This window comes from Mycobacterium sp. NS-7484, from assembly GCF_001953975.1.
GTDB lineage: Bacteria > Actinomycetota > Actinomycetes > Mycobacteriales > Mycobacteriaceae > Mycobacterium.
In genome coordinates this window covers 13,295-26,664 of the sequence record NZ_MBEJ01000055.1, presented here as the reverse complement: position 1 = coordinate 26,664, position 13,370 = coordinate 13,295, and the positions used below count along the sequence as shown (strand labels likewise).

General features: G+C 66.4%; 10 protein-coding genes. 4 read left to right on the top strand and 6 right to left on the bottom strand.

The features are described 5' to 3' along the window. Positions 1 to 12 precede the first annotated feature (12 nt). The gene (locus A5733_RS09920) at positions 13 to 900 is read left to right on the top strand and encodes a cyclopropane mycolic acid synthase family methyltransferase (protein WP_083666081.1); all 888 of its coding nucleotides are present in this window, start codon (positions 13 to 15) and stop codon (positions 898 to 900) included. On the opposite strand, the gene A5733_RS09915 is transcribed toward A5733_RS09920, so the two are convergent. Continuing rightward, positions 897 to 2,144, bottom strand: coding sequence for a KasA/KasB family beta-ketoacyl-ACP synthase (locus A5733_RS09915; RefSeq protein ID WP_076239992.1), 1,248 nt, complete (start codon positions 2,142 to 2,144; stop codon positions 897 to 899). The two genes, A5733_RS09920 and A5733_RS09915, sit on opposite strands and share 4 nt — an antisense overlap. Before the next feature lie 102 nt (positions 2,145 to 2,246). Between A5733_RS09915 and A5733_RS09910 the strand changes: the two genes are divergently transcribed. Beyond that, positions 2,247 to 3,080, top strand: coding sequence for an NYN domain-containing protein (locus tag A5733_RS09910; protein WP_076239991.1), 834 nt, complete (start codon positions 2,247 to 2,249; stop codon positions 3,078 to 3,080). A gap of 18 nt (positions 3,081 to 3,098) precedes the next feature. Here A5733_RS09910 and A5733_RS09905 read toward each other — a convergent pair whose 3' ends face one another. Further along, on the bottom strand, positions 3,099 to 4,130 hold the full coding sequence (locus tag A5733_RS09905) for a patatin-like phospholipase family protein (RefSeq protein WP_076239990.1): 1,032 nt from the start codon (positions 4,128 to 4,130) through the stop codon (positions 3,099 to 3,101). A 54-nt stretch (positions 4,131 to 4,184) separates the two neighbouring features. Between A5733_RS09905 and A5733_RS09900 the strand changes: the two genes are divergently transcribed. Beyond that, entirely contained in the window at positions 4,185 to 5,354 is a 1,170-nt protein-coding gene (locus A5733_RS09900; RefSeq protein WP_076239989.1) for an FAD-binding domain, read from the top strand. 118 nt (positions 5,355 to 5,472) lie between these two features. Here A5733_RS09900 and A5733_RS09895 read toward each other — a convergent pair whose 3' ends face one another. Together A5733_RS09895 and A5733_RS09890 are read right to left on the bottom strand one after the other, a co-directional pair. Further along, the gene (locus A5733_RS09895; protein WP_076239988.1) at positions 5,473 to 6,819 is read right to left on the bottom strand and encodes a cytochrome P450; all 1,347 of its coding nucleotides are present in this window, start codon (positions 6,817 to 6,819) and stop codon (positions 5,473 to 5,475) included. Positions 6,820 to 6,891: 72 nt separating this feature from the next. Further along, positions 6,892 to 8,694 carry a bifunctional serine/threonine-protein kinase/transporter substrate-binding domain-containing protein gene (locus tag A5733_RS09890; protein ID WP_076239987.1) on the bottom strand — a complete coding sequence of 601 codons (1,803 nt, stop codon included), beginning with the start codon at positions 8,692 to 8,694 and terminating at the stop codon, positions 6,892 to 6,894. A gap of 229 nt (positions 8,695 to 8,923) precedes the next feature. On the opposite strand from A5733_RS09890, the gene A5733_RS09885 reads away from it, so the two are divergent. Continuing rightward, positions 8,924 to 11,299 (top strand): lysylphosphatidylglycerol synthase transmembrane domain-containing protein, encoded by a 2,376-nt coding sequence (locus A5733_RS09885; RefSeq protein ID WP_076239986.1) that lies wholly within the window; start codon positions 8,924 to 8,926, stop codon positions 11,297 to 11,299. Here the strand turns inward: A5733_RS09885 and A5733_RS09880 are convergent. Both A5733_RS09880 and A5733_RS09875 read right to left on the bottom strand, forming a co-directional pair. After that, entirely contained in the window at positions 11,296 to 12,975 is a 1,680-nt protein-coding gene (locus A5733_RS09880; protein WP_142253907.1) for a molybdopterin-dependent oxidoreductase, read from the bottom strand. The genes A5733_RS09885 and A5733_RS09880 overlap by 4 nt on opposite strands. Before the next feature lie 86 nt (positions 12,976 to 13,061). Continuing rightward, entirely contained in the window at positions 13,062 to 13,304 is a 243-nt protein-coding gene (locus A5733_RS09875; protein WP_076240031.1) for a hypothetical protein, read from the bottom strand. Positions 13,305 to 13,370: the final 66 nt, after the last annotated feature.

The following is a 13,370-nucleotide window of genomic DNA, read 5'->3' as shown; positions in this document are numbered from 1 at the left end:
AGGTAAGTGCGCATGGCCGACGGCGTGGCGGGGACGGCCCAGATGCGGCCGTACTTCGAGGATGTTCAAGCCCACTACGATCTCTCCGACGAATTCTTCGGACTCTTCCAGGACCCGTCACGCACCTACAGTTGCGCGTTCTACGACCGCGATGACATGTCACTGGAAGAAGCCCAGATGGCCAAGATCGACCTGGCCCTCGACAAGCTGGACCTGGAACCGGGCATGACGTTGCTCGACATCGGTTGCGGCTGGGGCGCATTGATGAAACGCGCGCTGGAACGCTACGACGTCAACGTGATCGGTCTGACCCTGAGCCGCAATCAATACGCGTTCGACCAGAACCTGTTGGACCACGTCGAGTCCGACCGCTCACACATGGTGTGCCTGCAGGGCTGGGAACAATTCGACCAGCCGGTGGACCGTATCGTCAGCATCGAGGCGTTCGAGGCGTTCGGGAAGTCCCGGTATGCAGCGTTTTTCGACACCGCGTACCGGGTGCTGCCCGAGGACGGCAGCATGGTGATCGAGACCATCTTCACCCATCCGATCAACTATTGGCGGGAACACCACATCCCGATCACCTTGAGCGACATGAAGTTCACCCGGTTCATCGGCAAGGAGATCTTTCCCGGCGGTCAGCTGCCCTCAGATGACGACATGTACGAATTCTCCTCGGCCGCCGGTTTTTACACCGAACAGCTGCAGTTGATGAACGCCCACTATGTACGGACGCTGGACACCTGGGCGGCGAATCTCGTCGCCCACCGTGACGAGGCGATCGCCACCACCTCCGAAGAGGTGTACGACCGCTACATGCGCTACATCACCGGTTGCGCCGACTTCTTCCGCCGCGGCATCTCCGAAGTCGCCCAGTTCACCTTCACCAAAGGGGACTAATAGGCGCCGAACGCCAACGCCACGTTCTGCCCGCCGAACCCGAACGAATCGCTGATCGCATACCGGTAATCGCCTTGGCGCGGCTTGTCGACGACCACATCCAGCTCGATCTCCGGGTCCGGATTTTTCAGGTTGAGCGTGGGCGGGATGATTCCGTCGCGCAGGGCCTGCACGGTGAGCACCGCCTCCACCGCCCCGGCCGACCCCAGGGAGTGACCCAACGCCGCCTTCGGCGCATACACCGCAGGCGTCGACGCGCCGAGGGCACGGTGAATGGCCCTGGCCTCGGCCACATCCCCGCACCACGTGCCGGCGGCATGTGCATTGACGTGGTCGATGTCGGCCGGGGTGAGACCGGCCAACTCCACGGCCCGGGCGATGGCGTCACCGGCCCGCTCCCCCGTCGGATCGGGCCGGATGGCGTCGTAGCCGTCGGAGGTGATGCCGGCACCCAGCAGCCGGGCCAGGATCGGGGCGCCGCGCGCCTTGGCGTGCTCCTCGGTTTCGATCAGCATCAACGCCCCGGCCTCACCGAAGACCATGCCGTGGCGGTCCTTGTCGAACGGACGACAGGCGGCCACCGGATCGTCGTTGTCGGTGGACATGAAACCCGCCTGCGTGAATGCCGCGATGGGCACCGCCTCGATGCAGGTCTCCACTCCACCGCAGATCGCGATGTCGGCATCCCCCAGGATGATCTGGCGCCAGGCGTGCGCGATCGCCGACGCACCGGACGCGTCGGCCATCACCGGCGACATCACACCGGCCTTGGCGTGCCGCTCCAACGCCACGGCCACCGCCGGCGCGTTGGGCATGTACTTCTGGATCGAGGTGGGTGCGACGGCGCGCAGCCCTTTTTCCTTCCACGTGTCGTACTGCAGGATCATCTCTTCGGTGGTGGCCAGCGCCAGCCCGACCGAGACCATCAGCCGGCGGGTGTCGATCTCGGGTGAGCCGGCGACCTCCCAGAGCCGACGCCCCAGCACCGTGGACATCTGCCCCATGTACGAAAGCTTGCGCCGCTCAATGCGGCTCAGGATCTCGTCGAACGTCTCGGTGAGCTGCCCGGCGATTCGCACCGGGAAGTCGAACTCGTCGACGAATGGCTTGTCCAGCGGACGAATCCCGCTGCGGCCCTCGAGCAGCAAGCGCCACGTGTCCTCGGCTTCAGGCGCAAGGGAAGTGGTCGATGTCATCGCGGTGACGACGACATCGGGAAAATGACCCGAAGCCTGCGCAAGCATGTGCCGGTTTCTCGATTCTCCTTCGCGGACTCACAGCGAGAAAGTACTTCCCACTTTAGAACTGCCCATACCGACACAGGCCAGATTTGTCAGACTGGGAACATGACCGAACCCGCCACCCGCGTCGCGGTCTACCTCGACTTCGACAACATTGTCATCTCGCGCTACGACCAGGTCAACGGCCGCAACTCCTTTCAGAAGGACAAGGCCAAGGGTCTGGATCCGGACAAGCTGACCAGGGCCACGGTGGATATCGGCGCGATCCTTGACTTCGCTTCTTCTTTCGGCACCTTGGTGCTCACCCGTGCCTACGCGGACTGGTCGGCCGAGGTCAACGCCGAGTACCGGTTGCAGCTTGTCGGACGCGCGGTCGACCTGGTGCAGCTGTTCCCGGCCGCTGCGTACGGCAAGAACGGCGCCGACATCCGGCTGGCGGTCGACGCGGTGGAGGACATGTTCCGCCTGCCCGACCTCACCCACGTGGTGATCGTGGCCGGCGACTCCGATTACATCCCGCTCGCGCAACGCTGCAAACGGCTGGGCCGCTACGTCGTCGGCATCGGTGTCGCCGGCTCCTCGAGCCGGATGTTGGCCGCCGCGTGCGACGAGTTCGTCGTCTATGACTCACTGCCCGGCATCCCCACCTCGGCTCCCGAACCCGAAGCCAAAGCGCCCAAACGCGCCCGCAAATCCGAGGACCCTGATCCCCAGACACAGGCCACCGCGCTGCTCACCCGTGCCCTGCAGATCGGCCTGGAGAAAGACGACGTGGAGTGGCTGCACAACTCCGTGGTCAAGGCCCAGATGAAACGGATGGACCCGTCCTTCAGCGAGAAATCCTTGGGCTTCAAATCGTTCAGCGATTTCCTGCGGTCGCGCTCGGATGTGGTCGAGTTGGACGAGAGTTCGACGACGCGGATGGTGAAGTTGCGCTGAGTGCGTAGGGCTTAGAGCCTAGGGCTGCACCCGGGTCGCGCGGCGGAAACGGTCCAGATAGCCCGGCCAATCCCAGGTGGACAGGAACTGCGTCGTCGCGGCATAACCCTTGTCGTACAGTGCCTCGGCCTCGGCACGGGTGATGTCGAAATCCAGCACACCGACATCGGTCGAATCCACCTCGATCGCACGCACCTTCACCCACGGCAGGCTCAGATGGGCCTGGTCGTGACCGACCAACATGGTGGTGAGCAGGCTCTCCAAAAACGTCGGCTTGCCGAACCGCAGCATTCCCAGGCCGGGGATGAGCTGCTCGGCCGTCGGCGCCGGAAGATACGGCACCACCGTCACCCCGAAGGTCGGCCAGCGTGGCTCGGCTCCGTCGGGGCGGTCGAAGGAGTCGATCGGAAAGTTCGACAGCACACCACCGTCTACCAGCGTGCAGGGTTGTCCGTCAGCGGTGTTCAGGGTGACCGGATGGAACAGGAACGGTATCGCCATCGACGCCCGCACCGCGTCGGCGACCAGTTGCTCCTCGGGATCCAACCCGTAGACCCGTCGGTAATCCCAAGGCAGACGGACCAATTGACCGGTGGTCACGTCGGTCACCGTCACCACCAGCCGATAGCGCCGCTCGGGCAGCAGGTTCTTGTCGTCGATCGCCAGATCACCAAACGTCGTGACGCCCAGGTTCTTCAGCTCACTGCGCATCCAGTCGTGCGCGAAATCGCCGCGATAGATTCCGGTCTCCCGCAGCAGTCCCCACGCCGCGCCCACGACGGGAATCCGTTCGATCGGCCCGCTGTCGGGAAACTTGTGATACGGCACGTTGAGCACCAACTCTCGCAGCTGCTCACCGGTCATGTCGTCGCGTTGCGCGGCCGCGGCTACCACCGCGCCGACCAGGGAGCCCGCCGAGGTGCCTGACACCCGCTCGATCGCATAGCCGGCGTCCTTGAGTGCGACGACGGCGCCCACCAGGCCGATGCCCTTGACTCCGCCACCGGAGAGCACGAGGTCGGCACGGAGCGGGTTACGTTGTGCAGCCATGGCGTCAGCTTGGCATGCGTAGCTGTATACAGGCGGGCGTAGCATCGAATTGTCATGCGGATCGCCATCAATGGAGCCGGGGTTGCCGGGGCGGCACTCGCTCATTGGCTGCACCGCACCGGCCACCGTCCGACCCTGATCGAACGGGCGCCGGCGTTCCGCACCGGCGGCTACATGATCGACTTCTGGGGCATCGGTTACCGGGTGGCCCGCATGATGGGCATCGAGTCGGCGATCCGCGAGGCCGGTTATGACGTGCAGTCGGTGCGCTCGCTGGGCCCGGACGGCTCCACCAACGCCGAACTGCGCGTCGACGTGTTCCGCCGCATGATCGGCAACGACTTCACCAGCCTGCCCCGCGGGGACCTGGCCGCCGCCATCTACCGCACCATCGAGGACGTCGTCCCGACGGTGTTCGACGACAGCATCACCGGCATCGACCAACGCCCCGACGGGATGCGGGTGACGTTCGAGAACCATCCGGCCGATGACTTCGACCTCGTGATCGGCGCCGACGGCCTGCACTCCGCGGTGCGCCGCCTGGTCTTCGGGCCCGAGCAGCGATTCGAGCACTATCTGGGCTGCAAGGTCGCCGCCTGTGTGGTCGACGGTCCTCGCGGCGGGACGTCGGATGCCTATCTCACCTACAGCGTCCCGGGTCGACAAATCGGCCAGTTCACGCTGCGCGGTGATCGCACCATGTATCTGTTCGTGTTCCGCGATCACCACGACGCCGGGCTGACACCAAAGGAGCAGCTGCACAAGCAGTTCGGCGATGCCGGCTGGAAGTGTCGCGAGATCCTGGCCGCGGTGGACGACGTGGACGATCTCTACTTCGACGTGGTCAGCCAGATCCGGATGCCACGCTGGTCACACGACCGGGTGCTGCTGGTCGGCGACGCCGCGGGCTGCATCTCGCTGCTCGGCGGCGAGGGCACCGGGCTGGCGATCACCGAGGCCTATGCCCTGGCCGGGGAACTCGCGCGCGCCGACGGGGATCACCGCCTCGCCTTCGACCGCTACGAATCGCTGCTGCGGCCGTTCATCGAAGGCAAGCAGGCCGGGGCCGAACGGATGCTCGGATTCTTCGCCACCAGAACGCGGTTCGGGTTGTGGTTCCGCGACGTGGCGCTGCGTGCGATGAACCTGGGCCGTCCGATCGCCGGGCTGTTCGCGGGCAGTGTGCGCGACAACCTGGCGCTGCCTGATTACGGGATCGGGTGAGTTCCTTCCGTCGCGGCTCTGGAGGCGGGCATGGGGCTGGAAACCTGATATCACCGGCGATACTGCATTTCCAACCGACACATCAACCGACTCAGCGGTGCTGATGTGACTGATGTGACTACGAACCCTTGGCTGCCAGCGGTTCGGCAGCCGACGGGACCTCCCGACGCGCCCGCACGCAGATCCGCGCCCCGCGATGCGGCACCAACGTGACATGCTTGACGCGTTGATGTTCGTCGGCGGCTGACGTGGCGAAAAGATCGACCCGGCACAGGATTTCGCGTAGCACCTCCCGGAGCTCGACCATGGCGAACGTCGCGCCCAGGCACCGCCGGTTGCCACCGCCGAACGGGAACCAGGTGGTGGGCCCCAAACTCGCGCCGAGCATCCGGCCCGGGTCGAACCGGTCGGCGTCGGGATAGACGTCGTCGCGATCATGCACCAGGCCGATCCCCGGGGCCACCATCACCCCGGCCGGCAACCGATGACCGGCCACCGAGACGGGCTGCGTCAGCATCCGGCCCACGTCGAACACCACCGGCCGGATTCGCAAGGTCTCCTTGGCCACCGCGTCCAGGTAGTCGTCATCACCGGTCTGCGCGGCGTGCACGGCCTTGTCCAGCACCGCGGGGTGACGGGTCAGCCGCTCCAGCGTCCAGGACAGCGCGGTCGCGGTGGTCTCGTGCCCGGCGACAAGCAGCGTCATCAGCTGGTCGCGGAGTTGACGATCGGTCATGGTGTGCCCGTCGACGTCGGCAGAACGCACCAGCATGGCCAGCACATCGGTGCGGGTCGCCACCTCGGGGTCGGCCCGACGATCGGCGATCTCGGCGTACAGCAGCCGGTCGGCCTCGTCGATGTTGCGTTGCAGCGCCCGCCACGGGCGGCGGCGCTGCAGGCCCGGGCTGGCCAGCGCCAATGTGTCCCACGCCCCGATACTGAGCAGCCGCGGCATGACCGTGCGCAACGCGGCCAACCGGGCCGGATCGGACGCCCCGATCACGGTTCGCAGAATCACTTCCAAGGTGATCTCGGCCATCTTCGGCGCCACCGCGAACGTGGTGCCCACCGGCCAGCCCGCAATGTTGGCCGCGGCGATCTCCCGCATCACCTCGATCTGGCGGGCCACGGCGTCGCGGTGAAACGGCGGCAACATCTGGCGTCGGCGCTCACGATGCTCATCCTCGTCAATCACCAACACCGAGCTGTCCCCCAGCAGCGCACTGAGCACCGAATTGGCTTCGCCGGCATGGAAAATCGTCGGATCGCCGGCGAACACCACCTTGATGTCGGCCGGGTCGGCGAGATAGACAAGGGTGCCCATCGCCGCGACGCGCAGGGTGAAGACGTCACCGTAGCGACGCCGGCAGGCCGAGACGAACCGCGGCCAGTACCGCAGCATCAATGCGGCCTGCACCGTCCGGGGTAATCGAGGACCCGGTGGCAGCGATGCGGCACCGCTCATGACCCCACCCTACGAGCCATGGCCGCCGCGTGCGATGACCCTGCGCAGGATTGTCCGCGGTCGACAACCGCCTCAGCCGAACGCCCCGTTGATCACCGGTTGGCTGATCATGCCCTTCTCCACACCCCACATCGTGGCGATGGTGCGGTATTCGCCGGTGTCCATCACATGTTCCAGCGCCAACCGCAACGATTCGGCCAACCCGGAGCCCTTGGCCACCGGCCATCCGTAGGGCGCGGCGTCGAACATGGCGCCGGCCGGCTCCAGCGCGCCGCCACTGAGCTTGATCGCGAACCCGGTGACCGGTGAATCGGCCGTCATGGCGTCCACCTCACCGGCGATGAGCGCGGCCGTCACCTCGTCCTGGTGGGTGCGCACCACTTCCTCGATCGGCGGCAGTCCGGCGGCGACGCAGGCATCGGACTTCGCCGGGATCTCCGCGGTTTGCTGAATCGTGCTGTACGCCACGCCGATTCGCAGCCCGCACGGAGATCCCGGGTCGGCCGTGGTGCCGGCACGGCGCGCCCACATGGTGCCGGCCTGAAGGTAGGTGACGAAGTCGACTTGTTCCTCACGCTCGGCGGTGTCGGTGATCGAGGACATGCCGACGTTGAAGTTGCCGTCGACCACCGAGGGCAGGATGCCCTCGAACCCGGTCTCGCGGAACTCGGGCACCAATCCCATGGTCTTGGTGACGGCCTTCATCAAATCCACGTCGAACCCGACGATCTCGCCACTGGAATTCTTGAACTCATTCGGCGCGTAGGGCACATTCACCCCGATCACCAGCCGGCCGGATTCGCGGATGTCGTCGGGCACGGTCGTGGCGATGTCGGCCACCGCACCCGTCGGCGCCTGCACCGGACCGGTTTTCGAGGCCGAATCGGCCAAATGCGCGTCGGGACCCGAACCGCTGCCACGCAGCTGCCAGATCCCCACCGCACCCAGCCCCGCCACCAGAACCGTCGCCCCGGCGATCGCGGCCACCTTCTTGGACAGCCGCGACCGGGTCGGCACCCGTTGGGCGGAATGGCGACCCGACCGGCCGGTGGTGCGCACACGGGTCTCGAGGGCAGTCCGCGCCGCGGCCGCCAGATCGCCCGCGCTTTGATAGCGCTTGGACGGCTTCTTGGCCATGCCCTTGGCGATCACCTCGTCGAACGCCGCCAGCCGCGGATCCTTCTCCGAGGCCCGCGGTGGCGGGGACACCATGTGCCCGGCGATCTGCTGCTCGAGGCTGTCCGCCGGATACGGCCGACCCCCGGTGAGGCATTCGTAGAGCACGCACGCCAGGGCGTAGATGTCCGAGCGCGGATCGACCTTGCCGCCGTCGAACCGTTCCGGTGCCATATAGGCCAACGTGCCCAGGGTGCTGCCCGCGGTCGTCATCCCGGAATCCCCGGCGGTGCGGGCCAGACCGAAATCGATCAGGTACACGAAATCGTTGTCGGCAATCAGGATGTTCGACGGCTTGACGTCGCGGTGGATCAGCCCGGCGCGATGTGCGCTGTCGAGCGCCTCGGCCACCTGCTCGATCATCCCGACCACGAACGCCGGGTCCAGCGGCTTGCCGGTCTTAGTGAGCATGGCGCCGAGGTTGCGGCCCTCGATGAGCCGCATGTCCAGGTAGAGCCGGCCGTCGATCTCGCCGTAGCCGTGGATGGGCACCACGTGCGGATTGCTCACCCCGGCCGCGGCGTGCGATTCCCGCCGGAAGCGTTCCTGGAAGGTGGCGTCCTGAGCCAGATGCGGTGGCAGCACCTTGAGCGCGACGATGCGATCGGTGTCCTCGTCGTAGGCCTGGTAAACCTCGCCCATGCCGCCGCGGCCGATCAGCTTCTGCAGCTGATAGTGCCCGAAAGGTGTCGCATCCACCGTTAACTCCTCGGGAGCGGCCTCTTCGGCGTCAGCATGTCGATCGAAGTTACATCACGTTCGTTGCTGTTGTCGGCCTAGCTCACATCGCGCTGGCAAAAATTGTCGGTCGCGGTGACGGGAGTGATCGATGTGAATTCGTAACGGTCCAGATCACCACCAATGGCCGATCTCGGCAACTCATCCGGCTACCTTGGTCCCGGGCAATAGCGGCTGAGAAAGGGGGACCATGCGCGTTGACGGACGGGATATCACCGTCACCGGCAGCCTCCTGCAACCGCCGACCCGACGCACCAACGACATCCTGCGCCTGACCCTCGCCGCGATCTTCTTGGCCACGGTCATCACCAGCTCGCTGATCACCCGCTACGAGTGGGTGGCGCTGGAACGCTCGATCTCCGAGATCGTCGGGGTGCTCACCCCCACCCAATCCAACCTGGTGTACCTGGCCTACGGCATCGCGATCCTGGCGCTGCCGTTCGTCATCCTGGTCAGCCTGATCCTGGGACGGCAGTGGAAACTGCTGGGCGCCTACGGCGCGGCGGCGCTGATCACCATCGTGTCGTTGTCGATCACCGCCAACGGCATCGCGGCCCCCAAATGGCATTTCGACCTGTCCGACCGGCTCGACTCGCAGCTGTCGCAATTCCTCGACGACCCGCGCTGGATCGGCATGCTCGCCGCGGTGCTCACGGTCTCCGGGCCCTGGCTGTCCCGTCGGCTGCGGCGCTGGTGGTGGACGCTGCTGCTGGCGTTCGTGCCGATCCACCTGGTGGTCAGCGCAGTCGTGCCGGCCCGCTCACTGCTCGGCTTGTCGGCGGGCTGGTTCGTCGGTGCGCTGGTGGTGTGGATCGTCGGCACCCCCGCCCTGGAGGTTCCGCTCGACGGGGCGGTGCGTGCGTTGGCCCGACGCGGCTTCGTCGTCTCGGCGTTCAGCGTCGTTCGCCCGGCCGGGGCCGGTCCGCTCCTGCTCGACGCCGCGTCGCAAGATCCCGACTCCCACGCCGTCGTCGAGCTCTACGGCCCCAACCAACGCAGCGGCGGCGCGGTGCGGCAGGTGTGGCGCAAACTGCGGCTGCGCTCCAACGAGACCGCGCCGCTGCAGACCTCGATGCGCCGCGCCGTCGAGCACCGGGCCCTGATGGCCATCGCCATCGGCGATCTCGGGTTGGCCAGCACGTCGACGATGTCGGTGGCCGCGCTGGACCGCGGCTGGACGCTGTACGCGCACAACCGCAAACGCGGCATCCCATTGGACCAGTGCACCGCGGACATCACCGTCGGACGGGTGTGGAACGCGTTGCGCACCCTGCACGACCACCAGATCGCCCACGGAGATCTGCGCGCCAAGGAGATCACGGTCGACGACGGGGCCGTGTTGTTCGGCGGATTCGGCAGCGCCGAATACGGGGCCACCGACGCCCAATTGCAATCCGATATCGCCCAACTGCTCGTCACCACCACGGCGCTGTACGACGCGAAATCGGCGGTGAACGCGGCGATCGACTCGTTCGGCCGCGATGCGGTGCTCACCGCATCCCGCCGGCTGACCAAGGCGGCCGTGCCGGCCCGGGTGCGCGAGGCGATCCCGGACGCCAAGGCCGTGATCGCCGCCGCGCGCGACGAGGTGAAACACCAGACGGGTGCCGATCAGATCCAGGCCGAGACCATCACCCGGTTCACCCGCACCCAGGTGATCCAGCTGGTGCTGCTGGTGGCCCTGGTCTATGTGGCCTACCCGTTCATCAGCACCGTGCCGACCTTCTTCTCCGAGCTGCGCACGATGAACTGGTCGTGGGCCCTGCTCGGGTTGTCCGTCTCGGCGTTGACGTATGTGGGTGCGGCGGCCGCGCTGTGGGCGTGCGCCGACGGGCTGGTCAGCTTCCGCCACCTCTCGATCATGCAGGTGGCCAACACCTTTGCCGCCACCACCACGCCCGCCGGAGTCGGCGGCCTGGCCCTGAGCACCCGTTTCCTGCAGAAGGGTGGACTGTCCACGATGCGCGCCACCGCCGCGGTGGCACTGCAGCAGTCCGTGCAGGTGATCGTGCACGTGATCCTGCTGATCCTGTTCAGCACCGTGGCCGGGGCATCGGCCGACCTGTCGCACTTCGTGCCCAGCGCCACGATTCTCTACCTGATCGCCGGGCTGGCCCTCGGACTCGTCGGCGCCTACCTGGCCGTGCCCAAACTGCGTCGCTGGCTGTCCTCGGCCATCCGCCCCAAGCTCGAAGAGGTCACCGCCGACCTGATCAAACTCGCCCGCGAACCGCAGCGGCTGGCACTGATCGTGTTGGGCGCCGCGGGCACGACTCTCGGTGCGGCCCTGGCACTGTGGGCCAGCGTCGAAGCCTTCGGCGGCACCACCTCTTTCGTCACCGTCACGGTGGTGACCATGGTCGGCGGCACCCTGGCCTCGGCGGCCCCCACGCCCGGTGGTGTCGGCGCGGTCGAGGCGGCCCTGATCGGTGGTCTGGCGGCATTCGGCGTGCCGGCCGCGATCGGCGTGCCCGCAGTGCTGCTCTACCGAGTGCTGACGTGCTGGTTGCCGGTGTTCATCGGGTGGCCGGTGATGCGGTGGTTGACCAAGAACGAGATGATCTAGATCGGCATCCGGTTCCCGAAATATTCGTGGTCTTGGTTGTAACCCCCACGGCCCCAACCGACTTCACGGAAATCGGCCACGAATTCGACGGCCTCGACCCATTTGACCTGTTTGAAGCCGAGTTCCAGTTCGTTGCGGAGCCGCACCGGGGCACCGTGGGTCTCGCTGAGCGGCGCCCCGTTCATCTCGTAGGCCAGCAGTGCCAGTGGTTCACGCATGTGCTCGATGCGGTGGCAGTCGTAGTAACGTCCGTGGCCCGGTTCGGCACCGTCGGCGAACGAGTAGAACACCACCCAACGCGCCTCCGGCAACGGCCGCACCATCGTCAGGATGTCGGCCATCCGCACCCCACCCCACTTGGCCACCCCCGACCAGCCCTGGATGCAGTAGTGCTGGGTGATCTGCTCGTGTTTGGGCAACGCCAACAACTCGGCGTAGGACAGCTCGACCGGGTTGCCCACCAGTCCCCCGATCCGCAGCCGGTAATCCGTCCAGCCGCCGTGCTTGAGCCGGCGATACTCGGTCGAGTCAGGCAACCGGCCATTGGCCCACAGGTACGGGCTGATGTCCTTGTCCCGGTATGTCGCCCGCGGATGGGCGCGTTCCATCCAGGCCTTGGCCCATCCGACGATGAACCGCCCGACGTTCTGTACCAGCCGCGGGTACCGAAGCGTCACAGGTGTTGCCGCCAGCCACAATCCGATCAGCACCACGGCCGCCACCCCGAATATGGCCAGCGCCCAATACGACTCGGTGTCGGTGCCCAGCGTGATGTGATTGAGGTTCTCCACCGCACCCGTGGTGAGGACCATGGTCACGTGGGCCACGATGAAGAGCACCATCCACAGCCACACCGTGAAGTGCACGGTCCGGGCCACCTGGCGGTTCAACGGTCCTCGGCCAGTGCCGAACCGCGCGGCCACCGCCGGGGCCTGCAGCAGACCCGTGAAGAACGCCAGCGGCGCCGCGACGAACACCGTGATGAAGTAGGCCAGCATCTGCAGCCCGTTGTACGAGATAAAGCCGTGATTGGTCGGGAAATCCAGCGAGGCGTACTGCACCGCGGTGGACACCGCGTTCGGAAAGACATCCCATGACACCGGCACGATCCGATGCCACTGCCCGGTGCTGAACAGCAGCACGTAGAACACCGCGCCGTTGATCAGCCACAGCAGATCGAAACTGAAGTGCCACCAGCGGGCCAGGCCGATGGAATGGCGTATCCCCGGGATTCCCAACCACTTCGGCAGCGCCACCGAATCGTCCTTGGAGGTCCACACCTGTGGCGGGTCGGTCTTGTCCAGGCGATCGGCAGGTACCGCGTCACGCAGCCGCAGCCACTCCGTGCCGGGCCGGCACCCGGAGTTGACGTACAGCCGCGGATGGTCGGCCAGGATCTGCAGCCCCGATCGCAGGATGAACATCATGAAGACGATGTTGAACAAGTGCTGCCAGCGCAGCCAGGCCGGGAAACCCGATGTCACCGCGGGCGCGTAGGTCTGCGACGTTCCCGGATAGCGCGCGATGAAGTCCTGCATCCAGCCGTACTCGCGCAACTCTTGGGCCACCGCGATCACGACGACCATGGCGACGGCCGCGAAGGCCACCAGCCACATGGCGTTGACCCAGTGCCGGCCCACCCGGAGCGACGGGAACCGCGCCGGCACGGGAAGCATGCCGCCGGCGAACTGTCGTTCGTCGATATGGTCGCGCAGGGCACCCTCGGGCCGGGTCGGATCCAACAGCGCCTCCCTCGAACGTGTCACAAGATCCACGGGAAGTACCCATACATCGGGAAGTTATCGACGAACGGCGGCGCGTCGTTGATCTGGACGTTGCCCGGTGACCGGCACTGAGTGCTGACCCGTGTCGTCACACACGTCTGCGGGATCGGCTTGATCTGCTGATTCGCGGCCGGAGCCGGTGCGGCGCCCGCCAGAGGCGCCACGATGATCGACGCCGCGGCGCCGGCCACGGCCAGCGCGGCGGCAGGAGAGATTCGCATGATCTGCCACCTTTCGTACATTTCTGTACGTCTGATTTCACGGTAGGCCGTTGCACTGGGCATTCG